Origin of the sequence: Lentilactobacillus diolivorans DSM 14421, assembly GCF_001434255.1 — a bacterium.
In the GTDB taxonomy this organism is placed as follows: Bacteria; Bacillota; Bacilli; order Lactobacillales; family Lactobacillaceae; genus Lentilactobacillus; species Lentilactobacillus diolivorans.
In genome coordinates, this window is record NZ_AZEY01000101.1 from 21,876 (window position 1) to 47,093 (window position 25,218).

Sequence of the window (25,218 nt, forward strand, 5' to 3'; positions counted from 1 at the left end):
AAAAAACCCGTAAAAATCAACGTTTATAAAAAGTTGACTTTACGGGTTTTCTTTAACTAAAAATAATCAAAATTGATGCCAAAATAACGTGACAAAAGGAGATTTTCTCATTATAGACTCTGATAGATCACATAGATTACAACACCGACCCAACTAATAAACACGATCAGATCACCGAATCGCCAAAATATCACAAAAAACTTCTTATATGTAAGCTCTTGATTAGAAAAGATTTGCCAGAATAAAATCAGCAAACTAATTCCAATCCAGATCACTACTACTTGTGGTAACAACGAATTCGACAGTCCGTTTATACTAATTTGATGAATAAATAATAAAAGAATTGGTGGCCAAAAATCGACTGGCGTCATTCGAACTTGGTGGTGGGTCAGGACTTTCTTCTTAATGCTGATCACGATACCCGCAACAATTAGTAAAACCAGAAGTTGACCCAAAAAGATTGCAATGTTAGTCATCAATAAAGATACATGCATGCGGCTTTCCTCCTAATTTTGACAAAACGTGTTGCAATCAATCATAATGATCGTTAAACTGTTTATGGAATACTTTGAGAAAGTGGTGCAAATATTGGCGCGAAAAAAGAAAACAAGATTTCAGAAAATAACTTACGTATTTGTCTGGTTAATGATTATTTCAACCGTTGGAACATTGATTGTATCAGCCGTAATGACATTCGTCTAAATCAGATTGGATGAATGAGGTCGAAGCAAAGAAATACTTTGCTTTGGCCTTTTTTTATTGTTGTCAATATTGAAACTGAATCCGACAGGGAAAACTTTCGAAAGGATATAAAACAATCTCTTAGCGCATCCCTGGTTTCAAACAACAAATTGATTTAGCTTATTTAAATGTCTTTCTTATAAACTTGGCGTGGCCGACTGCCATCCTGGGGGCCAATGTAACCACGTTGTTGCAAATCATCGATCAGTCGAGCCGCCCGATTATAACCAATTCGAAAATGTCTTTGAAGTAATGAAGTGCTGGCCTTTTGCTGCTCGACGACAAAGTCAAGTGCATCCGGAAATAGATCATCCTCAGAAGCTTGTTGGTCTTCAGCTTTAATTTCTTCGTCACTCACCATCATAGATTCATCATAATCGGCTGTTTGCTGATCAGTAATAAACTTAACGACCTTTGAAACATCCTGATCAGAGATGAAAGCACCTTGAACACGGACTGGTGTATTAGAATCAATCGGTAAAAATAGCATATCACCACGACCAAGCAATTTCTCGGCCCCATTGGTATCAATAATCGTTCGTGAATCAATACCACTAGAAACAGCGAACGCCATTCGCGATGGGACATTTGCCTTAATTAATCCGGTAATAACGTCAACAGAAGGTCGCTGAGTGGCTAATATCATGTGGATTCCAGCTGCCCGACCCATTTGGGCCAATCGGATAATAGCTGCCTCGACATCGTTAGAAACAGTCATCATCAAATCAGCTAATTCATCGACAATAACCACAATATAAGGCATTGGTTGAATTTTTGTGTCATTTTCGCGGTTGTTCTTTGCCGCAAACTCATTGAAATTACTGATCTTTCGCTGACCATATTTAGCAAACATTTCATAACGGTTTTCCATTTCAGAAACGACCTTTTGTAATGCCCGAGCAGCCTTCTTAGGCTCTGATACGACCGGACTCAACAAATGAGGAATGCCATTATATACACCCAGCTCTACCTTTTTAGGATCAATGAGCATCAATTTAACCTGACTTGGCTTCGCGTTTAACAAGATGCTGGTAATAATGCCATTAATTGCAACTGATTTCCCACTACCGGTCGATCCAGCAATCAACAAATGCGGCATCTTAGTTAAATCAGCAGTAATCACGTTTCCATTGACATCCTTGCCAAGAGGCACCTGCAGCAGATGACCATGCTTATCTGGTTGATGTTCCACAACATCCTTAAACGAAACCGTCGCAATTTTTTTATTAGGAACTTCAATTCCAATCAATGATTTCCCTGGAATTGGCGCTTCAATTCGGATATCCTTGGCGGCTAACGCTAGTGCAATATCATCAGAAAGATTAACAATCCGACTCACCTTCACACCTATGTCTGGATGGAGCTCATACTTTGTAACTGAAGGTCCCAAACTAACGTGTTTAATTTCTGCTTTAACACCAAAACTATGCAACGTCTTTTGAAGCACCTGAGCGTTATGATCAATTGATTTTAGCTCTCCAGATTGATCCTCTTGAGGGACCTGAGTTAACAAGTCAGGACTTGGTAATTTATAAGAATCATCTTCTTGAACATCAATAAGGTTAATATCACCCGTTGGTTTTTCCTTCTTAACGGATTCGGTCTTCTGGGGAACCGCTTGTTTATCAGCATCCTTGGTAACTGGCATCCCCGAAATCGTAATTGATGATGTTGAAAATTTGGCATCATCCTCTGGCATTGAGTCGGCTTTTTGAGGCGTTTCAATTGGCTTCGCCGGCGTCTTCTTTATAGAACTGGTGTCATCCTTTCGCTGTTGGTTTCGAATACGATTAATTTTATGAGCAACAGTTACTATCTGCCCCTTTAAAAAGGTCATTACTTGGTGGAGTGCTAAAAAGGCTTTTGCAAAAGAAATGTTAAATAAGACGAATACTCCCCCAATAACAATTAAGCCGGCAACAATTCCCGTTCCAATTTTGCCAACAAGGATATGAAGGCAATAAAAAACGACTGCTGAAATGATGCCGCCACCGATATTTGAGTTCACATTTGCGGAGGCAATATCATCAGTTAACTTTCCCCAGTTAACACTAATAAAATTAACCGGTTCGGCAGTCTGGACATATTCAGCCAACGTTAACCAAAGTAAAACTCCCAATAATGCCATCCCAGCACCAGTTACATAACGCAGCTTCAGTTTAGGAAATTTAGAAAAACCGGCTAACCATAACGCAACAATTAGGCAACCCCCAAGGCCTAACGGATAAAGGCTTCCAACAAAAATTCGGACAACATTAATAATGAGAATACCCAGAATTCCAGCATGAAAAAGCCCTAGTATGGCAAGAATCGCAACGATTACCCCGATTAAATTAATTGCATATTTAGAGAAAAAGGATTGATTTAATGCCGTTTTTTTTCGAGGTCGACCACGTTTACGAGTCGTCCTCTTGCGTGTTTTCTTGCGTGCAGCCATTAAATAAAACACCTCCTAGCTTTCAAAAAAATTAACACATCATCCTAAATAACCAATAATTAATCTCATAAATTCCGAAAATCCTAATTTGCTAATTATTTTAGCTTGTCATGAGGATACCGATGTGTTCGCTCCAGATCATTGAAGTTTTGCTGGCGAAGAACTTCATAAATGACAATTGCGCATGTGTTCGATAAGTTTAAGGCACGGATATGCGCATCATCTTGTGGGATTCGAATTGCTTTTTCTGGATTTCGACGCATAAATGGCTCAGGCAACCCTGTTGTTTCCTTGCCAAATAATAAATAATAGTCTTCGTTGGGATCCGAATAATCTGGATCTGTATAATCCTGATTTGCAAATTTCGATACTAAAAAGAGATTCTGAGGATTCTTAACTGTCTTTAAAAACGCCGGTAAATTTTGATGATACTTAATTTGAACTTTATCCCAATAATCCAAGCCGGCACGTTTTAAATGCTTATCATCAATACTAAATCCAAGTGGTTCAATTAAATCTAACACGGTATCGGTTCCCGCGCAGGTCCGAGCAATATTACCTGTATTTGCAGGCATTAAAGGTTCAAATAAAACAATGTGGTTAGTCATTTTTTCCTCCATTTTTTAAAATTGATTAATTAGTATTGAAACATCAATCGTGATTGAGGTTAGACGGTCAACTAGTTGATCAGCATTTGGATACTTGTCCTTCCCCCAATGCATGGGAGTCATAATCATCATATCATGTCGTAATTCAGCTGGAATCTCAAATTGATAATTAATTTTATTAATTGTCGCATTGGGATAGTGCTTTAAAAACAACTGATAAACTTGCTGATTTGAGTAGGTACTGTTTTTTTGATGCTGACCAAAGAGCAACTCCCTTAACTCGCGTAAATACCCACTATTGGGGATAATTTTAATCAACTTGCCACCTGGCTGAATAACTCGATTAAATTCACCATATGCGGATGGCGAGAATAAGTCAATAATCGTCGAAAATCGATGGTCATTAAATGGCAGATGTGCCAAATCGGCAACACAGAAAAACGCATCCACCGGTTGTTGCGTTGCCAGTTGAATGCCATCTTTAGAAATATCAAATCCAACGGCAATATCATGGGACACTCGTGACTGCAAAAGCCTTGTCAACGGGGTTGCTTCTCCACACCCAACATCCAAGATGGTCTCTGACTTGTCATTGAGATGGCCGCTAATTTCTTGAATAATTTGATCAAACAGACCGGCCTGTAAGATTCGGTGACGTGCTAATAACATTTCTCGATCATATTCATTATTTGCCTGTTTCGTTAAAAAATAGAGGGTGCCTTTCTTTGAAAAATCAAACGCATGGCCATTGGGACAAACCAGACTTAACCCAATAACTTTTTCAAATGGCGTATCACAAAGCGGACATCTAAATAGATAAATATGCTGACTAACAAATTTTTGACCAACTTCAATTTTTTTCAAGCCTTGTCCTCCATAAACGCAATCCATTATATCATAATCAAAAATTGAAAAAGCTCCCATCTCAGAACCCCAAAATCGGATTTTGTGGAAGCTTTAAATCATTGTCTTTTATTTGCATTGATGTACGATGCCATGTCAACAGGTAAAGGTGCCTCACAGTTGATCCATTTACCAACAAATGGATCATAAAAGCTCAGCTTGGCACAGTGAAGCGCTTGTCTTGCCATTGACTCATCATCAGGATTGTAAAGCCAATCGCCAATTAGCGGATGTCCTAGTGCACTCATATGAACACGAATTTGATGCGTTCGCCCGGTATGAATCTGAATGCGCAGCAAAGTCTGATTAACCAACTGTTTGGCCGTCCACGCCTCCGTAATTGACATTTTGCCGCCCTCAACTACCTGTCGTTTAACAAATGAATCAGTTACTCGTCCGATTGGCAGATAAACTTCAAAATGTGGATTATCGATTTGTCCTGCAACAATTGCCAAATAAGTTTTTTGAATTAGATGATCTTTTAACTGCTTATCTAAAACCGAATGAGCAAAATGATGCTTGGCAAAAATAACCAATCCACTTGTGTCCTTGTCCAATCGGGTCACGATATGAATTTTTTGATTTTGATATTGGTGCCGCAAATAATAGCCCTTCACTCGATTAACCAACGAATCATTCAAGCGATCATGAGATGGGACCGAAGCCACGCCAGCCGGTTTATTAACCACCAAAAAGTTATCGTCCTCATGAATAATATTAATTGGAACATCCGAAACGGGCACATGATCATTTTCCGGCTCAGGTGGCAGAACAACAGTCACAACATCGTTCTTAATTAACATTCGATTAGTAAACGCGGATTCACCATTAACCAGCGTTTGACCACCATGGTATTTGATCTTCTTTAAAAGCGTTCGAGTGACACCGTGCCCCATCACAAAAGTTCGAACCTTAATTGGCTGATCACCTACATATGTCCAGGAAAACTTAGTCATCCAAATTAACCTCGCCAATAAACGAATTACTTACCCGTCGCCAGAATTGTGTATGTCGATACTGGGCAAATGCAATTCGACGTTGGGAAATTCGATATTCAACTGATGCAATTGTGGCCGTTGAAATCACCTGATGATCGCAAGTCAAGACTGTCCGATTATTATTCTTGGGGATAATTTTAACCCATTCATCAGGGGCAATAATCAAAGGTGAGCCTAATGTCCGAAATACTCGGTTATTAATGGATGAAATTTCAGAGACCTGAATCGCATTTAACGATGGATTAATAATCGCCCCACCGACTGATTTATTGTAAGCAGTTGAGCCACTCGGTGTTGAAACACATAACCCATCACCTCGGAAGCTTTCAAACAATTGATTCTTAATGTAGACGTCTGCAACCATTGATCCATTGATTTGTTTTAACGTCGATTCATTTAGTGCCAACCCAATGTCAGCTGGACCGCCCCCTGCATAATTTACCTTAATGTCCAGGAGAGGATAGGTCACACTTTGACCATTGTCATGTTCAAGGCTTTCAACCAGCTCGCTAACCTCGTAATCACGCCAATCGGTATAAAATCCCAAATGACCTGTGTGGATCCCAACTAATCGAATTTTACCGCTAATATCCTGGTAATGATGAAATGCCGACAAAAGCGTGCCATCCCCACCAACGGAAATGACAATTTCTGGGTTAAGCCCATCAATTTTGAGGGCCTTTGATGCTTCGATTTTCTTTTTCAAAGAAGTTGCAACAATATTTGATGCTTCCCCTAAGTTACTGTATATGGCTATTCTCATCTGGCAACTTCCTTAAAGATCCATCCGAAGATTTCTGATTTGTTTCTTGTAATTCATCCCTAATTTCAGACATTTCCTCATCAAGTTTGAATGCCGCTTCAGCAGAACGCTGTAGTCGAGCTTTTAAATCATCCGGGAAAACGCCTTGATATTTGTAGTTTAATGAATGTTCAACCGTTGCCCAAAAGTTCATTGCCAACGTTCGGACTTGAATTTCAGCTAAAATAACTTTCTCCCCGGAAAGCATTTGGACTGGATATTCAAAAATAATATGATAGGAACGATAACCACTTGGCTTCTTATTATGAACGTAATCACGCTCCTCGAGAATATTAATATCGGTTCGCTTACGCAGCAAATCAACCACCTGATAAATATCTTCAACAAACTGACACATAATTCGCAGTCCGGCAATGTCTTCCATATCTTCTTCGAGTCGATCCTCGGAAATATGGCGACGAACCATTTTCTCCTTAATGCTATCAACCGGTTTTACTCGACCGGTTACAAATTCAATTGGACTACGACCATCTATTTTTAAGAACTGCGCTCTAATTCCCCGCAGCTTTACTTTTAATTCATCAACAGCTTGTTTGTAAGGAATTAAAAAGTCATCCCAATCTTCAACCAAGCTACCACTTCCAATCTGTCCAAGAGCTGACACAAGTTTTGATGCCAACAATTTTAATAAGGATAAAAGTATCATTCTTCAACATACTTTTTTCATTTTAAAACATTATAGTTGTAAATTGCTAAGCACTACAGCATATTTCCATGCTCACACAAATTCCATTTTAACATATTAATGATTCAATCCCAAAAATCGCTCAACCATTTATGAGCAAAATTATTGTTTTTATCCTGAAATTTGTTATTCTTAGTTGAGTAAATAATTAGTATATTAATTTGTCGATTAAAAATTGGAGGGGCAATATGGTACTAGAAATATATTTATTTATTGATCCGCTAAATCGACATTGTTACGACGCCGAAAAAACAATTGATAAAATTTCCAGTAAACTTAAGACAAGTGTGTCGGTTCGGTTTGTTTCCATGTTAAATATCAAGATTTTGAACGATGTGGCAGCTCATCGCGAAATCACCAACTTTAACCACGAGCTTCCATTTAACATGGTATTAGATTCTAAAGCCGCATCGTTTCAAGGAAAAAGATTTGGTAGGCATTTTTTGATGGATCTACAACGAGAACTTCTCATCAATGCAGAGGATTACAATGATGATTTGGTCTTAGGGTTAGCTGAACAAAACGGTTTGGACTGCGACATGTTCCGTGAAGACCGCCGTTCTCAGCTTGCAAAAAAGATGTTCCATACTGACCAACAAATGGCTCATGAAATGTCTGTCAAAGATCCGTCCACCGCAGTTTTATTTAACTCGGCCGTCGACAATAGCGGAATTTTAATTAAAGATTATGATTACCAATCACTATTTAGTTTTTGTGACCGAAGCATTCATTCAGCAAAACACTTTGAAGCTTTAACACGTCAAGAAAAAGCCAATCCCAGAATTATCAAATACCCCTTATCGTTTTGAGTGCCTGAAGTTGGTACATATCAACTATTAATGGCCTTGAAATTCAATATTAAAAGTCTGAAAATCAGTGGATGATCTAACCTGATTTTCAGACTTTTTTATATGCCAAATGATGATGTTTGATTCAATCATATCTATTCTGAAAAATGTCGATTTTTACCTTGAATCATAATAAAACACCTAAATAGTAACTGAATCTAAACGCAACAGCGTAACTAACAAGGTATTTAGCTGCCCCAACTAAGTACACTCACATCCCATAACTCATTAACTTGTGGTTCAAAACCATTGGCCATTAAAGCACGGATTGTGGTTAACCCAGCTAAACCATGTGATAAGTGAATAATAGGCAGCTAATAAGAGAAACTTTTCCTCAATTTGCCTCCTCAGCTGGATCAGTCACACCTGTCACTGTCTATTCAAGGTCAGTCAAAACCAACCAGAGATCAGACCTCACAAACTATAAACTCAAATCTAAAAGATCTGATGCCTTACAGATAATCAACTTAACAACTTGTTAAATCAGTTACTAGTTGGATTAAAACAATCCAAGTCAACGAGAATGCAATTTTTCATTGAGAAGTCAAGCTCAAACTATTTAATATAGTCGCCACATCTCCCTCTAAAACAATTTCTCAAACTCATCCAATCGATTTTCGAATATAGCAAACGCTTTTTCCAAGTATTCTGGTTTGGTCATATCAACACCCGCTTTTTTCATAACATTTGTTGGAATATCAGAGCTACCTGATTTTAAATAGTTCAAATATTTTTCAACATTTGATGAATCACCATTAACGATGTTGTCGGCTAGCGTTGAAGCAGCTGCAAATCCAGTTGCGTATTGATAAACATAAAAATTGTAATAAAAGTGCGGGATTCTTGACCACTCCAAGCCGATTTGCCTGTCAGAAACTACTGCATCACCATAATATTTTTGATTTAAACTAAGATAATAATCATTCATAAAGTTGGCTGTTAATGGTCTGCCGCTTGCATCCTGTTCATGGATAAACTGTTCAAATTCAGCAAATTGTGTTTGACGGAAAACGGTTCCTTTAAAACCATCCAAATAATAGTTTAAAATTTGTTTTTTCATTTCGTCATTATTTTTGAACTTATTTAGCAAATAATCCGTCAAAATGTTCTCATTAGTCGTTGAAGCAATTTCAGCAACAAAAATTGAATAATCGCCCGTTTGATAAGGCTGATTATGATGTGCATAGTAACTATGCATACTGTGCCCAGTTCCGTGAATTAACGTGTATAAATTATCCAGATTATCCTTCCAGTTTAAAAGAATAAATGGATTGGTATCATAGGTTCCAGAAGAATAGCCACCGCTTCTTTTGAATTGATTCTCGACGACGTCAACCCAACGATTATCAAATTCTTCTTTCACGTGACTCACATAGTCTGGTCCCATAATTTGAAGCGCCTCAAGTGCAATTTGTTTCGACTGATCAAAAGTGTAACGCGGCGATTTTTTCCCTATCAAGGAAGTATAAAGATCATACATGTGCAGTTCATCAACACCAAGGATTTTCTTTCTTAGAGCAACATAACGATGAAGTAAATCCAAATGTTCATTTACCACTTTAATTAAATTGTCATACACAACAGTTGGTACTTCATTTGCTGAAAGTGCCGCTTGTAAGGCATTATGGTACTTTCTGATTTTTGCCTTGAAGTTATGATTTTTAACATTTGTTGTTAAAGTGGCAGCCAGCGTATGTTGAAACTGATCATAGACCTCATATAGTTTTTCGAATGCCTGCTTCCGAATGTTTTGATCGGCTGATTCCAGAAGGATTGCATAAACACCCTGCGACAGCTTAACCTGCTTACCATTCTCATCGGTGACGACCGGAAATGATAAATCTGTATTATCCAAAATTCCAAACGTCTTTTCACCAGATGAAAAAATATCACCAGCACCGGCCAAAACTTCCTCAACATCATTACCCAGAATATGATCGCGCTTCTCAAAAGTTTGATCAAATAATCGTTTAAATGCCTTCAACTTAGGTTCATCTTGGTAATATTTACTCATTGTCTTTTCGGAAAGTTGCAGTAACTCCGGGTCAAACCAAGCCATGGCTGCCCCAAACTGAGCAGCAAGGGATTCACACCGGGCAAACATCGCCTGATACTTATCGTCACTGGTATCTTGATCATTTTTTAATTGTGCATACACGTAAACTTTTTCAAGTTTACGATTTACAGCTAAAATAAACTCTGTGGCTTTTAATAATTGGCCGGCACCTTCTGATAAACTGCCAGCTAACTTTTTAACGGGGACTAACTCTTTTTCAATCTCGTTAAAATCTGTTTCAAATGCGTCATCATTTTTGTAAACGGTGGTTAAATCCCACGTTAATTGAACTGGTACATCTTTTCTGAGAGGTAATTCTTTTGCTTTTGCCATAATATCCTCCTTTATTTAATTCAATTAATATTAGCCTATCACAACAATTGATCATTCGTCATAATATAATTCTTTTTCTGATCATAGGTTTCAAACCACCGCGGGAAGTTTATGATTTTAATTCCAGAAACGGTATGGATAATGTAGCCTGCAGACCGCAAGCTCAAAATGAAACTAGTAAATTCCATTTGAAAAAATCTCACATAATTTTGGACCTGAGCCATTTCATAACCATACTTTTGAACTGATTCTTTAAATATTTGATTTAATTGTTGGTTGCTGATTTGACTATTTTGACGTTCGAAAATTGCTAAGATGACCCAAACCTTCCAACATAAAATTGATTTCTTAAAAATGGGTCTTCCTTCCGCTTGTTTATTATGACAGATCATTGGGCAGCCAACAAAACGTCGTCCTTGTATGTAACACATTGTCACCATATCTAAATATGCCCGATTTCTCCTCGTATTACTCTGCTGAATCCGCTTCAATTGATTAAGCATCAGAATTTGGTTTTTTGATTTTTTACTTCTGCCATTAGTCAGATATTCGAACTGTTTAATAAACTTAAAAACCTCTCCTAAGTGATCAAACAATTCTACCCGGCTGTCTAACCTGCCGGCAACTTCATGGATCTGATAGTGTAACCAAAATTGGTGATTCTTTGCTGAATAAAAAATAATGTAAAAGCCAATCCGGGAATGAAACCGAGCAAATTTTGCAATCATTTCGTTTGTAAATAGCCGTTTACGGTGTCGATCACCAAGAATCCAAAAAGTCTCTTTTCCGAGTTGTCGATAATTAGCTGTTCGCTGCTGGATACTTTCAAATGAAATTGGGCTGCACTGATACTCCAAAATGATGTTTTTACCCGCAATGAATAAATCAGCACGTTGGTTAATGACTGGCATGTTAAATTCTAAGATTGCCTGTTCGCCCATTGCTTCCACTTCCTGCTTGAAAAACAATTTGCCCTCAAGGTGGGTTTGACTCTCGTTTTCGCTAAAGCCAGCACATGCTACTTTAGATTGATGACTAAAATGTGGGATTCGATACTTACCAGATTTTAAAATAACCCGCTGTTTACAACCGGGACAAATAAAGTTTAATTGAGTTGCTTTTGTTCTACTGATTTTCGCTGCCTGAACTAATTGACCTTCCGACATCGCAATCAACATAAAATCACCTTCCAAATACTAATTACGAAAAACTCAGGCTTTTTCCAGTAAACCAAATCAGAAAAAGGAAATATTTTGATAAGCAAAGCAGAATTGCTACTAATTAGTCTGAAATTGTTTATAATTATCAGTAAATTATTCCGAGTAGGAGATTTAACCATGCTTAAAAACCTATTAACATACATAAAACAGGAAGACGTCGCTGAACAGCTTTACCACAGTTTAGTTGGCATTGAAATCGAGGAACATCGAATCGACAAGAATGGCAAATTAAGCCAACACCCTTACCCCGCAAACTTAGGCTCAAGAAAATATCATCCTTACCTGCAATCGGACTTTTCTGAATCAATGAACGAAGTTGTAACCGATCCTAATCCAAATATTGGCGGCTTTTTGGATCAGTTGGACACATTACAAACCGTTCTTTATCGATCAATGGGTCAAGATGAGTTCATCTGGCCGCTTAGTATGCCACCCGTGTTAGAATCAGATGACATTTCATTTATTAAGAATCATTTCGAGCGGCCGGCTTTTGCCAAATATCGTAACTACCTCACGGATAAATATGGTATTCAAAGAAAAATTGTGACTGGTGTTCATGTTAACTTTAGCGTTCCTGAACCCGTTATCAATCGCTTATATACCCACTATGAGGATCAATTTAAAAGTTTGGTTGAGTTTAAGAATGCCCTTTACTTTCAACTCGCTCAAAATTTTGTCCTTCATCGATGGCTGCTAACCTATCTTTTTGGTGCCAGTCCAATTGCCGAAATGGGCTATCTTCCAAAACCAGTTGCTGAATTAGTCCATCCGGTTCGAAGCATTCGCAATAGTATTTACGGCTATGTTAACAACCAGGATGACCAGGTTAATGTGACTGTTTATTCAAGCTTGCATCACTATATCGACGGAATTACCAAGGCAATTAATAACCGACATTTGTACTCACCCGCCGAATTTTATGGCCCTGTCAGGCTTCGTGGTCAGGAAAAATTAAAAGATTACCAAACTAAGGGAATTTCATATTTAGAATTCCGGGTCCTTGATAACACCCCCTTCACTCCAAATGGAATTAGTCGTCATGCCTTGTATTTTATTAAATTCTTTTTAATATATTTGTTAGTTAAACCGGTTAATCAGGATAATATTCAAGAGCAGCTTAAACAATCTTTTGAGAATAACAATCGGGTCGCTTTGGAATCACCTGATCAACCAACTTTTAAGGAAGCGGAAGCCGTGCACATTTTTGATGACCTCATCTCAATGGCCAGGTCGCTCCATGCTCATTCAGAGCAATTACAGGCACTGGACGATTTTAGCGAGGTGGTTACCCATCCCGAACTGACTGCATCGGCCATGCTTTTACCACACATTAAAAATCATAGCTTGATGACGTTTGGGGTTGAAGTTGCCAAAAAATGGAAGGCCCATCGAATCAATAATCCAAAGTTATTGCCAGCAATGGCCAATCTATCTGGTGCCGCTCAAAAATTAATCTTTCATGCAATCCGATTAGGCATTCGTTACTACGAAGTCCGTGACGAGCATGGTGAAGAATTGTTAATGTTGACTTACGAAAACGTCACTCAAGTTGTTTATTCAAGTAAGGTTAGCCTAAAAAATCCAGTTGATTATCTTTACGAATTGTTTCCGGAAATCAAAAAAGACGCCTTTGAAAAATGGACACTCTAGAACAACTTTTACATCGATAAATAAAATTAATTATCGCAAATGCGCCTTAATCATTTAGAAACTCAAACGGGGCTGAGACAAAAGTAATTTTGTCCCAGTCCCGTTTTGTGTAATCACGACTATTACCAAGCGAAAACGTGAGATAAAAGGCAACTTCCTGCCATACAACTGAATTATCCCACTATTCCACCCGGAGCATATTCGGATAATTCGGTTGTACTCTGGAAGTTAACCGCCTTTTGTCTCACCCTATTTTTCTTTTACATTGTTGGATCTTCAGTGATTTTTAAGTAAAATCGCCTTCGAAATCAAAAAAATGGCAAATTTCGAGGCTATCCACGCTACTAGACATCCGGGTTACAGCGGAATTATCACCGCGAATACGGTTCCCTTTGGGTGATTATCCTTGACCGTAATCGTGCCATGATGCTGAGTTACAATCCACTTGGCGATTGCTAATCCCAGCCCATTACCACCCGTTTTGGAATTTCTGGATTTATCTGAACGATAAAAGCGTTCAAACACCCGACCTTTATCAGCGTCTGGAATCCCTGTCCCCGTGTCTCGGACTTCCAATTTTAATTTATCCCGGACTCGTTCCGCACTGACGGTTACCGTGCCACCTTCCGGAGTATATTTAATCGCGTTATCCAACAAAATGATTAATAACTGGCGAATTAAATCACTATCGACGTTCCCATGACCTGTCACCTTAATTAATTGAACCAGCGATTTGCGCTGACTCGCTGCAATTTCAACATAAGGTTTCAATGCATGTTCCAACCACGGTTTTAGGTCTGTACTTTGCCGATTAATTTGAATAATGTCGGCATCCGAACGAGCTAACATCAGCAATCGATTAGTAAGCGTTTGTAGATGGCGAACCTCATCCAGCGAAGTTGAAATTGGTTCAACTTGATCCACCACCCTGGCTTTAGGCTGAGTCAATAAATATTCCATCTGATTTTGAATCACCGTCAACGGTGTTCGCAACTCATGGGCTGCATTTGCACTAAACTGACGCTGTCGTTTCCAAGATTTTAGAATTGGTTTCATACTCGACCGCGACAAAAAGTAAGCAATGCCAATCGCAACGATCCAAAAGAAAACTAATGTAATTAATAACGATCTTTTAAAGCTACTAATTGCTAATAAATCGGTATCAATGTTTTCCATAATTAGCACATATCGACCAGCATATAATGGGTTTTTATTTGTTGCGGGCACTTTGATCAACAACGACCTAAAGTAATGCCACGTATTATCCGTTGACATTAAGGCGGTTTCCTGAACCTTATTAATCTGTGCCTTATCCAAGCGCGTATTAATAAACAAATTGTAGATCCGATTTCCTAACATTTGAGCATTCACAATTTGGCCTTTTTGGTTAAACACTAAAATGTTGGTTCGAAAGGGCGTATCACCATTGGAAGGTGAACTTCCAATAGTCGGATTGGAGTTGCTATTTGGTCGCCGAAATTGAGGCTGCTTCCGATTATCTAATACCACTTGCTTCTGTGTGACTAATCCCCGATCAATATTCTTATATATTGATTGGTGGAAAAAGAAGTTGACAACTAATCCCAATACTGCAAAAAGTAACGCAAAACCAATCAATTCTTTCACGAATAGTGATAACTGTTGTTTTTGCTGCGGATCACCTTTCTTCAATCAAGTTCCTCCGTTTCAAACATATAGCCAACATTTCGTAAGGTCTTTATTGGCTGTAATGACGTTGCTTTCTTAATTTTTTTTCGTAAATTACTCATATAAACTTCAACCACGGAAATTGCTGTTTCGGACTCAAACCCCCAAAGACGATCAAAAATTTGATCCTTGGTAATAATTGTATCTGGATTTTGAATAAAATATACAAGCAAATCAAATTCCTTGCCATTTAATTCTAAGGGGGTTGTTTTTACTGCTACTGTCCGATTACTTAAATTAACGGTAAACGGGCCAACTGTCAACTGATTATCACTGCCAAGATGACCACTACGCTTCAGTAATGCTTTAACCCGCAGCAATAACTCCTCGCGATGAAAAGGTTTGGTTAAATAATCGTCAGCACCAAGTTCAAAACCATGGACCTTATCATCCAGGGTGTCTTTGGCTGTCAAGATAAGAACGGGCATACTCAAATGATTTTCCGTCCGCCAATGTTTTAAAATATCATATCCGCTAATTTGTGGGAGCATTAAGTCAAGAACTACCAAATCATAAATACCCTCTTCACCCAGCATTTGACCTTCAAAACCATCATTTGAAACAGTTGTCTGAGCAATTTCGCTTAAAAATAGTTGGAGGCTCTTAGCCAGTGGCACATCATCTTCAATGATTAAAATGTGAAGTTCTTTCATAACTTTTTTCTCCTTTTGTCTGCTGTTCATAAAATAATGTTTTTTTTAAAACCAGTCAACTAATAATCTTTAATTTTAGGGATTTTAAATTTTTAAGCTTGATTTATGCTCTTTTGGATAAACTCATCTCAATATCTAAAAAGGAGGCAACAGCAATCAAAGCAGCAAAGCAATTATTTAAATTTGGAATAATCGGTTTGTTAAATACCGGGCTAACATATGTCATTTATTTACTGTTGATCAAAGCAACAAACGCAACCTTTGCAATGGCAATTGGTTATGGTGTGACGTCATTGATCGGCCTAACACTTAATAACCGCTGGGTCTTTAATGCCCATGCACAGTTCAAATCTGTCGTTATGAAATACTATGTGACATATTTGTTTACTTGGATAATAAGTGTCGGATTCGCCAATGCAGCGAGCTCTTGGAGCCAAATGAATACCACCTTAATTCCATTGTTTAGCTTAATTTTAACTGTTCCCACAAACTTTTTACTTTCAAAGTTTTGGGTATTCCATAGACAAAAATTAAAGGAGGTCCGCCAGAATGGCAACCAACCATGATACAACCCCTCGTTCCCAAAATTCGCGATATCGTAACTTAACATTTGATTGGATTTTGGGTCTCATTTTACTTCTGGCAGCCTTTCTTTACGGCTGGCAAATTTGGAAAGCAGGCTCAGCCAATGCTTTCTATACTGCAGCAATTAAAAGCATGACCGAAAGTTTTAAAAATTTTTGGTATGGCAGCTTTGACCCTGCAGGCTATATTACTGTTGATAAACCACCCGTTGCACTGTGGTTTATGGCAATCAGTGCGAAAATTTTCGGCGTCCACGGATGGAGCGTTGTTCTCCCCTCAGTTCTCTTCGGAATTGGATCTGTCTACCTGATATATCGGCTGGTAAAACCATATTTCGGAACAACAGCTGGCCGATTGTCAGCTCTGGCAATGACACTGACACCAATTGTTGTCGCAAATTCGCGAACAAATAACATGGATGCTACATTAATTTTCTTCTTGTTACTGGCCTTATTAATGCTCGAAAAAGCAATTACCAGTCAAAAACTTTTTCAATTGCTCATTAGCTTTGCTTTAATTGGGATCGCTTTTAACGTCAAAATGCTCCAAGCTTTCATGATCTTACCCGCAATGTACCTATTTTATTGGTTGGCAGCCAATGAAAAATGGCAACAAAAGCTTAAGAAATTAACATTTGCAACTGTTTCACTGCTCGTCTTTACACTCGCACTGCCACTCTCAACTGATATGACATCTGCCAGCAAGCGGCCTTATATCGGTGGTTCAGAAACCAACTCCTTAATGGAACTCGCATTTGGCTACAATGGTACCGAGCGGCTCCTAGGCCAAACAACCGGGACTGGTGGGACGTTTGGCGGCGGTATGAACAGTAAAAACTCAAATAAGAAAGGTGGTATGCCCACCGGCGGCAAGGCCCCTGGGAATATGAAACAGGGAGCCAAACAGGGACAAGGTACTCCTGGCGGTAAAAAGATGACCAACATGCCAGGTGGTAACACTGGTAAAAAAGGTGGTCCCGGTAAAATGGGAACTGGTGGTGGCGGTGGTGGTGCCTTTGATATTGGGACGATTGGACCATTTAGATTATTCCAATCGTCACTTGGACCACAAATTAGCTGGCTATTACCATTTGCTTTAATTGGTTTAATCGGGGCGCTAGCATTCTTCCGCGATAGACGAAAGCGTTGGTATAACCTAACTCATCAACAAAAACAACTCGTTTTATGGACTGGCTGGTTAGTTCCCGTTTACGGTTTCTTTAGCGTTGCCAGTTTCTTTCATCCCTATTACATGATTATGCTGGCACCACCAATTGCTGCCCTATTTGGAGTTGGTGTCACTGCATTGACCAGTTTATTTAAGAAAAGTCAGCGGACTGACTGGAAATTCTATTTATTACCACTCGCCATTGTTGCAACCGCAGCCCTTCAATCATGGTACGTTTTCAGCTACTATCCATGGTTGACATGGTTAATCTTAGCAGCCGGCTTGATTATTGCCATCACACTGATTGTGGTCGGGTACCGTTCATTGGCAAAACCACTAACAGTTGCTGGAATCATCACGATTCTTGTTGCCCCAACCTGGTGGTCGCTTACACCAACAATCGCGGCCGAATCCGCAATGATTCCAACGGCGGGACCATCGCTACTAACTTCTGGGCAAGGGTCAGGTATGAGTGGCGGTATGGGATCCAGTCAAGTTAATACAAAAATGCTCAAATACCTTGAAAAACATCAGGGAAACGCCAAATATCTGTTTGCTACAAGTGATTCATCCACCGCAGCGCCTTATATTATTAAGACCGGTAAAGCAGTCATGGCGATGGGTGGATTCAACGGAACTGATCCGGCAATTACCCTTAAGCAATTTAAACAACTCGTTAAAACAGGCCAGTTAAAGTATTACTATTTATCTGGTCGATCCGGTAACACCAAAATTGTCAACTGGATTAAGAAACACGCGACTAAGGTCAAAACAAGTCTGTATCAAAGCTCAAGTTCTCAAAATATGCAACAGGGGTTTGGCCAGTTCGGCACTACCGGTAAATCAGCCTCTACTTCAAAATCAATGACTTCTCAAAAACCAAGTAAACAAGCCGAATCAAAATTCAATGGCAAAAAGTCAAATTCCAAAATGCCAACAAAGCCACAGGATGACAAGCAAAAAATGCCAAGTGATGGTAATAAACAGCACAAGCCGAATCAAACAGCCCAGAAAACAACCGTTAAACATAAGAACAGCCAAAAGCAACCAACCGGTGGTATGGGTGGCATGGGAGCTAGTGGCGTTCTGTATGATCTGACAACTATTTATAAATAAAGGAGGTTTTTTTATGAAAGAAAGCTCAGAACTCATCTCAATTGTCCTGCCTGTTTTTAATGAAGCTGAAGGCATTGAAAATACAATCGATACTCTGGAAAAGTTTATTACCAATCAACCACAACAATTTGAACTTATTTTCGTGGATGATGGATCAAAAGATAAAAGCGCTGAATTAATCAGCGATGCCTCAGCGTTCCACAATAATATCAAATTAGTCCAGTTCTCACGAAACTTTGGCCATCAATTAGCAATCACAGCCGGTATCCGCTATACCCGTGGTGAAGCCGTTATCGTAATGGATGCTGACCTACAGGACCCACCGGCAGTGATCGTTGACATGATCAGCAAATGGCATGAAGGCTTTAACGTTGTCTATGGTAAACGAGTCTCTCGAGACGGTGAAAGTTGGTTTAAAAAATTGACGGCAGCTGTTTTTTACCGAATTCTGCAGAAAATAACCAGCGTTAATATTCCTCTGGACACGGGAGACTTTCGCTTAATGGATCGCCAGGTGGTCCGTGAATTACAAAAAATGAACGAACCAGATCCATATGTTCGTGGAATGGTTAGCTGGGTTGGTTTCAAACAGACCAAGGTTGAATATGAACGTCAAGAACGAATTGCCGGTTATTCTAAGTATCCATTATCAAAGATGATTCGTCTCGCAATGGATGGGGTTACTTCGTTCTCCTCATTTCCTCTCCAGATGGCAAATTGGCTGGGGTCGGCTTCGATCATCTTTAGCATGGGATACCTGCTTGTCTCACTACTAACAACAATGAACACCGTTCATTTCGCTGTCTTCTCACTCTTCTTAATGGTTGGTGTTATCCTATTGTCACTAGGAATGATTGGGGCTTACCTGTACAGAATTTTTGAAGCATCACGTAATCGGCCTCTTTACATTGTTTCCAAAACAAGTGGATTTCACCCCTCAAAGAAAACTAATGGTCAATCATCGACGTATTACACGACTACGGTAAGACCAAGAACCAATACCTACTAAAAGATTAAATAAAAAAGCTTTATCATCAGTGCCCTTATTAGGCTATTTGATGATAAAGCTTTTTGTCTGATTCTTTGTTAATTAACTACAAGTATTCCAGTGGATAATCACAACCGAGTTACTTAAAGTAATACCGACTTAATTCCAAGGCACTGTTTTCCATCAAGTGTTCACCATATTCATGTAACACATCATCGGTAACAGTTGTCTTTTTCCCGTACTCGTTAGCAATCGCAACCTCATCGCTCACAATCATGTCAACTGGATCGCTGCTGTAGAGAACCAGTTCCAGGTAATACTTACCCTGATATAGATACAAATCAGATGTGCCATCTTCCAGCCGTAATGCCTTAGCTAGAGAGATAAAATCATCAAATTGATCAAATTCGAGAATTATTGTCCGATTAGGCCGTTTGTTTTCATCATCCGTCTTATTATCACTATCACTCATGTGTTTTTTATCACCAGCATGGTCATCAATATATTTTGATACCCGATCGCGCTTATCATGGCTCTTACTTGAATCAAGCAGCATCTCGTTATCGGACATATCAACATCCTTACTAATGAACAGTTCAAGCCCATTTTGATTTGGCAGAACTTGGAAAGTGACGGCATCGTTATTCTGAAATTGATGATCTTTATCAACTTCTTCAAGAATACTATAGAAGAAGCTTTCGATTTGTTTGTGGTTTCCTAACAAATCAAGGACTGTAATCCCACGTTTATCAAGATCGTCGTTGCCAATTAATACACGAATTGTATTTTCGTTGATCCGTTCCATTTCCATATTTAGCCACCCCTTTCAATATCTGAGGGTCATTAATACTAACATTGTAACATGAATATTGTCCAAGTAAATAATACGGCTAAAAATGGTGATTAACAAGTAATTAAACACATTGTTATTGAACGTTTCGAATCATCCGCTCAAGATCGCTCTTTCGAACCTTCCTTGGTAAGAAGCAACGAATTTCATCATCATTGAAGCCTATTTGAAGCCGGTTATGATCAATCATAATTGGCCGTCGAATCATTTCAGGATGTGCAGCAAGTAATGTTAATAAGTCACCAATCGTTAATGAATTAATCTTATCCTTGTATTGATCATAAACGTATGAGCGGGTGGAAATCAAGCCATCCGTCCCGGTTTCCGATAACATTAAGATTTGCTTTAATTCATCTCGCGTTAACGGGTTGGCAAACATATTTCGTTCCTTAAATTCAATGCCATGTTCAACGAGCCATTTTTTGGCTTTTCGGCAAGAAGTGCAACTTGGGGTTGTTAAGAATTGAATTGTCATGATTTTCATCCTCCTAGTAATTTAGCTTGTAACCAAATTATAAAGGATTAACTTATAAAAATCATAAGTTTCACAGAATAAACTTACAAATAACAAACTTTCATCAAAATTAACCGTTTTTATACCTCAATTGTTAAGTGACGGCTAGCAACTGTCACCGGGATCTGAACACCAGCCGACTTTTCAACTTCTGCGCGCAATTGATTGTAATCACCGTTAGCTGGTAAATGAGTGATCAATAACTGTTTGGCTGCAGAATCTTTTGCGAGTTTACCGGATTCCGTTGAGGTCATATGCCATTTTTGACCAGTTTTGTCAGCAAAAAAGTTGGTATCGGTCATTAACAAATCAGCTCTTTTTGCAAAGGCTGTCAGCTCAGAAAAATAAGCTGTATCGGCAGTAAAAACCAGAACTTTCTTTGTCAGCTTTTCCACGATCCGCAATGCAAATGCAGCAACAGGATGATGAGTTTTAAAAAAGGTGATGGAAAATGGTCCCAGATCAAGTGTTTCCTTAGGATCATAAGCAATCCCTTTCGTTGAATTTGGCCAGCTAAGGCCAGCAAAATTCTCCTGATCAAGCTGATGCCCATAAATCGGCAACACCGCTTCAGCATAACGTTTTTCATGAAGCTGCCAATAATATTGCAAAACACCAACGTCGGCCGTGTGATCATGATGGTAGTGGGTTAGAATTACTGCGTTCAGTTTCAAAGGATCGCTAACCTCCTCCAAACTTAGCAAAGCTGCACTTCCGCAATCAATCAGAAGTTTGAAATCTCCTGATTCTAGCAAATAGCTACTGGTCCCGTTACCATTTGCGGGATATCCGCCCAAAAAACCTAACACTGTTAATTTCAAAAAAGCATCTCCTTGATAATGAGTTAAGTGATTTATAAAACGATCTCTTATATTTGCTAGTATAGGTGTCACATTATCAAAAGTAAATGTTTGGTGAATGGCATGAAAGAAAGTATAATTAAAGTGAGTCTAGGAGGTGGATCATCGTGAAACAACAGATTGCAATTACTTTTGGAAATGAGCAAATATTATCAACAATTAGAGACAAATATCCAGATCGGCATTTAGTTATTTACCAAGCTTTGAATCAGCAGGGAAAAATGATGATGTTAGATTATTCTGGCAAAGAATCAATTTTTAAATCACCAGTTTATTATGATATCTTAGGACACACTGGCACTGATAAATGGGAAGGCTTTATTAGTTTTTCTACATTAGATTTAAACTTTGATCAGCAAAAAGTGTTTGATGCCCGGCTAAATAAGCTGATGAGTGATGGATTACCAATTGGGATGCATTCGATCTATTCGTTAAACTACCATAAAGATATTAATCAACGAGTGATTCTAGGAACATGGGATTCCTATTCCAACTTTGAAATTTGGAAGAATAGCTCACATGAATTTATTCCTAAAGAATATCGAGATTCACCAAGTTTTTACTCACACGAAGCTTACTACACGCCCGCTGAGAAAAAAGAAGCAGAATAATTGGTTACAAATAAGTGTCACTTGGATAACCCGATTACGTTACTGTAATCCTTATCCGAGTGACACTTATTTTTTAACCAATCAATTTTATAAACATTCAACTCAATGAAAATATCGCTGACTGATAACCAATGTACGCAATGGTTGTTCTATTTTTACCATCTGGATGAATACTCACGATCAACAACTGAATTCATTTTTACACCTTTAAAGTTAATGCATTCACAGAAACAACAACGGTACTTAATGACATCAACACAGCCCCAACCATTGGACTCAGCATAATGCCAACTGGCGCCAAAATACCTGCAGCCAATGGAATTGCCACAATATTGTATCCGGCCCCCCACCAAAGATTCTGCTTCATCTTGGTTGCTGTTTTTTGTGCCAGACCGAACAGATCAATCACGTTCTTCGGATCGCTTCTAACTAAAACAATATCTGCGGAATCAATTGCTACGTCAGTTCCAGCACCAATTGCCACCCCAACGTCTGCCCGGCTTAAGCTTGGGGCATCGTTCACGCCATCGCCAATAAACATTGTCTGGCCTTTTTGTTGATATTCGGCGACAATTTTTTGCTTATTCTCCGGTAGTAATTCAAATCGATAATTCTGGATACCAAGTTGATCGGCAACACTCTTAGCAATCGCGCGGTTGTCACCAGTCAACATGACTGGTTGAATACCACGTTGCTTTAAGAACGTTACCATTTTTTTCGAATTAGCTTTAATTTCATCGCCCTCACCAATGGCACCAATCACTCGCTGACGAGTTAGTAGAAAACTAATAGAGTTATTTTTATCCGCGATCAACTTTTCAAACTTAGCTTCGTCAAAGTCGATATGATGAGTTTCAAAGTATTTAACCGAAACCAACTGATACTGCTCACCATCAACATCACCGGTAACACCAAATCCAGGGATCTGTTGGACATTTGTTGCTTCGCTGATTTTAATTTTCTTTGTTGAAATAGCGTCCATCACCCCTTTTGCAAGTGGATGACTTGAAGTTTCCTCAAGACTACCAGCAAGTGACAATATTTGATCATCACTATATTTAGGATCATAACTACGATAAATATTAAGTTTAAAATTACCTTCAGTTAACGTCCCCGTCTTATCCATTAGAACAAATTTCACCTTGTTAGTATGTTCGAGTGCATTCGAATCACGGATCAGCAGTCCATTCTTAGCTGCCAAAGCTGTCGATCGTGAAACAACCAGTGGAATCGCTAACCCGAGTGCATGGGGGCAGGCGATGATGAGAACTGTAACGGCAATTGGCAACGCAACATTAACACCACTGATCCCCATCCAGACTACCAAACCAATGATGGCCCCGGCCAAAGCTGCATAAAAGAGATAACCTGCAACCTTATCCGCAAGCGTTTGGGTATGCGACTTATCGTTAGAGGCATTCATTACCAGATTCATAACCTTGTTCAAGTAGCTATCGTTACCCACCTTATCAACTTTGAATTCAAATGTGCCATCGTTATTGATTGACCCGCCAATCACCTCATCATTGACCCCTTTTGAAATGAGTTTAGATTCTCCAGTTACAAGTGATTCATTAACGGTTGTAGAACCAGTCGTTAATTTCCCATCTGCTGGAATTTTTTCACCCGCTTGGACCTGAACAACATCACCAATCTTTAACTCAGCAACGTCAATTTCAACGGGTTCTCCATGACGAATAACTTTTGCCTTTGAAGGCAGCAGCTTTGCTAAAGAGTCAACCGCTGAACCAGCACTATCAACTGATTTCATTTCAATAATGTGGCCAAGCAGCATAATATCAATTAATGTTGAAAGCTCCCAGAAAAACTCATCAACCATTGGCGTAGTATGGAAAATATTATTTGCGATAACGGAGTACATGCTGTAAAAATAAGCAACCGTAATTCCTAAAGTAATTAGCGACATCATGCCTGGTTGTTTCATTTGAACTTCCATTTTGGCCCCTGAAAAGAATGGTTTACCACCATAAAAATAAAGAATGGAACCAATGATAACCAACAATAACGGTGACCAACTAAAATGAATATTAAAGCCACCCATGCCAGCCATTGGAGATAATAAGACAACTGGAATCGTCAAAATAATTGAAATCCATAAACGACGGTTTAGATCCGCCATGTCCATCATCATGTGATGACCCGACATTCCATCATGGGAGTTATTCGTCACATTCATATTGGGCATATCATGATTCATGTGGTCATCAGGCTTTTGCATGGCTGAATCCAGCATATTTGGGCTTTTTTCATGCTCAGTTTCTTCATGACTGTGAGCCATCTTATCTGTCATATGCATATTTCTATTTTCAGAATCCAGATGTTCCATATTCATTGATTCATTTTTCTTTGTCATTTAATCACTCCCTAGTGATTTAGTCTCAAACTTAAGGTGAAAATGTTATCATCACCTTTTGCTACGAGTTGACGCAGGCGTTAACTTTTTCTCAGATACACCAATCACTTTGAATCACTAACAATCCCCTTTCAATTATCTATCGAAAAATCATAACCCCTTTTGACTCGTTTTTCCTAACAATGAGTCTTACCGTTCGACTACAATTGTAAACGTTAAGTGCAAAAAAAACAAGCTACCTCTGTAACTTGTAAGCACCGGTCCGTACGAGACTCGAACTCGTGATCTCCTGCGTGACAGGCAGGCGTCCTAAACCAACTAGACCAACGAACCAAAATTGCGGGAGCTGGGTTTGAACCAACGACCTTCGGGTTATGAGCCCGACGAGCTACCAGACTGCTCCATCCCGCGATAATATTATATTGTTTATGTGAATGACCCGTACGGGATTTGAACCCATGTTACCGCCGTGAAAGGGCGGTGTCTTAACC

22 protein-coding genes and 2 tRNA genes are annotated in these 25,218 nt (G+C 39.0%); 7 read left to right on the forward strand and 17 right to left on the reverse strand.

Annotated features, from left to right (window positions below):
- Positions 1–110: 110 nt before the first annotated feature.
- Complete coding sequence (locus FC85_RS12625) at positions 111–494, reverse strand: DUF3397 domain-containing protein (RefSeq protein ID WP_057865900.1); 384 nt, start codon at positions 492–494, stop codon at positions 111–113.
- A gap of 64 nt (positions 495–558) precedes the next feature.
- Here FC85_RS12625 and FC85_RS15570 point away from each other — a divergent pair, with 64 nt between their 5' ends.
- The gene (locus FC85_RS15570) at positions 559–702 is read left to right on the forward strand and encodes a DUF4044 domain-containing protein (protein WP_225427590.1); all 144 of its coding nucleotides are present in this window, start codon (positions 559–561) and stop codon (positions 700–702) included.
- Between the two features lie 163 nt (positions 703–865).
- Here the strand turns inward: FC85_RS15570 and FC85_RS12630 are convergent, their stop codons facing one another.
- From FC85_RS12630 to yjbM, 6 genes are all read right to left on the reverse strand, one after another.
- Positions 866–3,178 carry a DNA translocase FtsK gene (locus FC85_RS12630; RefSeq protein WP_057865901.1) on the reverse strand — a complete coding sequence of 771 codons (2,313 nt, stop codon included), beginning with the start codon at positions 3,176–3,178 and terminating at the stop codon, positions 866–868.
- A gap of 95 nt (positions 3,179–3,273) precedes the next feature.
- Entirely contained in the window at positions 3,274–3,786 is a 513-nt protein-coding gene (locus FC85_RS12635; RefSeq protein ID WP_057865902.1) for a tRNA (cytidine(34)-2'-O)-methyltransferase, read from the reverse strand.
- A gap of 15 nt (positions 3,787–3,801) precedes the next feature.
- Entirely contained in the window at positions 3,802–4,650 is an 849-nt protein-coding gene (locus FC85_RS12640) for a methyltransferase domain-containing protein (RefSeq protein ID WP_057865921.1), read from the reverse strand.
- Positions 4,651–4,748: 98 nt separating this feature from the next.
- Positions 4,749–5,645, reverse strand: a complete 897-nt coding sequence (locus FC85_RS12645; protein ID WP_057865903.1) for an RluA family pseudouridine synthase — start codon at positions 5,643–5,645, stop codon at positions 4,749–4,751.
- Positions 5,638–6,450 (reverse strand): NAD kinase, encoded by an 813-nt coding sequence (locus FC85_RS12650; protein ID WP_057865904.1) that lies wholly within the window; start codon positions 6,448–6,450, stop codon positions 5,638–5,640. The genes FC85_RS12645 and FC85_RS12650 overlap by 8 nt, the downstream gene beginning before the upstream one ends.
- Positions 6,428–7,081, reverse strand: coding sequence for a GTP diphosphokinase (gene yjbM / locus FC85_RS12655; protein WP_057865905.1), 654 nt, complete (start codon positions 7,079–7,081; stop codon positions 6,428–6,430). Before yjbM ends, FC85_RS12650 begins: the two co-directional genes overlap by 23 nt.
- A gap of 302 nt (positions 7,082–7,383) precedes the next feature.
- Here yjbM and FC85_RS12660 point away from each other — a divergent pair, with 302 nt between their 5' ends.
- A complete protein-coding gene (locus FC85_RS12660; protein WP_057865906.1) occupies positions 7,384–8,004 on the forward strand; it encodes a DsbA family protein in 621 nt (206 codons plus the stop codon).
- A gap of 622 nt (positions 8,005–8,626) precedes the next feature.
- On the opposite strand, the gene pepF is transcribed toward FC85_RS12660, so the two are convergent.
- Both pepF and FC85_RS12670 read right to left on the reverse strand, forming a co-directional pair.
- Positions 8,627–10,432, reverse strand: a complete 1,806-nt coding sequence (gene pepF, locus FC85_RS12665; RefSeq protein WP_057865907.1) for an oligoendopeptidase F — start codon at positions 10,430–10,432, stop codon at positions 8,627–8,629.
- 38 nt (positions 10,433–10,470) lie between these two features.
- Complete coding sequence (locus FC85_RS12670) at positions 10,471–11,610, reverse strand: competence protein CoiA (RefSeq protein WP_057865908.1); 1,140 nt, start codon at positions 11,608–11,610, stop codon at positions 10,471–10,473.
- A gap of 159 nt (positions 11,611–11,769) precedes the next feature.
- On the opposite strand from FC85_RS12670, the gene FC85_RS12675 reads away from it, so the two are divergent.
- Positions 11,770–13,302 (forward strand): gamma-glutamylcysteine synthetase, encoded by a 1,533-nt coding sequence (locus FC85_RS12675; protein WP_057865909.1) that lies wholly within the window; start codon positions 11,770–11,772, stop codon positions 13,300–13,302.
- 357 nt (positions 13,303–13,659) lie between these two features.
- On the opposite strand, the gene FC85_RS12680 is transcribed toward FC85_RS12675, so the two are convergent.
- Positions 13,660–14,973, reverse strand: coding sequence for a sensor histidine kinase (locus tag FC85_RS12680; RefSeq protein ID WP_057865910.1), 1,314 nt, complete (start codon positions 14,971–14,973; stop codon positions 13,660–13,662).
- Positions 14,970–15,662 (reverse strand): response regulator transcription factor, encoded by a 693-nt coding sequence (locus FC85_RS12685; RefSeq protein WP_057865911.1) that lies wholly within the window; start codon positions 15,660–15,662, stop codon positions 14,970–14,972. Before FC85_RS12685 ends, FC85_RS12680 begins: the two co-directional genes overlap by 4 nt.
- A gap of 113 nt (positions 15,663–15,775) precedes the next feature.
- Here FC85_RS12685 and FC85_RS12690 point away from each other — a divergent pair, with 113 nt between their 5' ends.
- The 3 genes from FC85_RS12690 to FC85_RS12700 are packed head-to-tail and all read left to right on the forward strand — an operon-like array spanning position 15,776 to position 19,539.
- Positions 15,776–16,228 (forward strand): GtrA family protein, encoded by a 453-nt coding sequence (locus FC85_RS12690; protein ID WP_225427588.1) that lies wholly within the window; start codon positions 15,776–15,778, stop codon positions 16,226–16,228.
- Positions 16,212–18,530: a glycosyltransferase family 39 protein gene (locus FC85_RS12695; RefSeq protein WP_057865912.1), complete on the forward strand. Its 2,319-nt coding sequence runs from the start codon at positions 16,212–16,214 to the stop codon at positions 18,528–18,530. Before FC85_RS12690 ends, FC85_RS12695 begins: the two co-directional genes overlap by 17 nt.
- Before the next feature lie 13 nt (positions 18,531–18,543).
- Positions 18,544–19,539 (forward strand): glycosyltransferase family 2 protein, encoded by a 996-nt coding sequence (locus tag FC85_RS12700; protein WP_057865913.1) that lies wholly within the window; start codon positions 18,544–18,546, stop codon positions 19,537–19,539.
- A gap of 118 nt (positions 19,540–19,657) precedes the next feature.
- Here FC85_RS12700 and FC85_RS12705 read toward each other — a convergent pair whose 3' ends face one another.
- The 3 genes from FC85_RS12705 to FC85_RS12715 form a co-directional block, all read right to left on the reverse strand.
- Complete coding sequence (locus FC85_RS12705; protein ID WP_057865914.1) at positions 19,658–20,329, reverse strand: adaptor protein MecA; 672 nt, start codon at positions 20,327–20,329, stop codon at positions 19,658–19,660.
- A 115-nt stretch (positions 20,330–20,444) separates the two neighbouring features.
- A complete protein-coding gene (spx, locus tag FC85_RS12710; RefSeq protein ID WP_057865915.1) occupies positions 20,445–20,843 on the reverse strand; it encodes a transcriptional regulator Spx in 399 nt (132 codons plus the stop codon).
- A gap of 119 nt (positions 20,844–20,962) precedes the next feature.
- Positions 20,963–21,703, reverse strand: coding sequence for an MBL fold metallo-hydrolase (locus FC85_RS12715; protein ID WP_057865916.1), 741 nt, complete (start codon positions 21,701–21,703; stop codon positions 20,963–20,965).
- Positions 21,704–21,849: 146 nt separating this feature from the next.
- Between FC85_RS12715 and FC85_RS12720 the strand changes: the two genes are divergently transcribed.
- The gene (locus FC85_RS12720; RefSeq protein ID WP_057865917.1) at positions 21,850–22,353 is read left to right on the forward strand and encodes a hypothetical protein; all 504 of its coding nucleotides are present in this window, start codon (positions 21,850–21,852) and stop codon (positions 22,351–22,353) included.
- A gap of 199 nt (positions 22,354–22,552) precedes the next feature.
- On the opposite strand, the gene FC85_RS12725 is transcribed toward FC85_RS12720, so the two are convergent.
- The 3 genes from FC85_RS12725 to FC85_RS12735 form a co-directional block, all read right to left on the reverse strand.
- Entirely contained in the window at positions 22,553–24,727 is a 2,175-nt protein-coding gene (locus FC85_RS12725; RefSeq protein ID WP_057865918.1) for a copper-translocating P-type ATPase, read from the reverse strand.
- A 258-nt stretch (positions 24,728–24,985) separates the two neighbouring features.
- Positions 24,986–25,060: transfer RNA gene (locus tag FC85_RS12730), tRNA-Asp, on the reverse strand.
- Between the two features lie 4 nt (positions 25,061–25,064).
- Positions 25,065–25,138: transfer RNA gene (locus FC85_RS12735), tRNA-Met, on the reverse strand.
- Positions 25,139–25,218 lie beyond the last annotated feature (80 nt).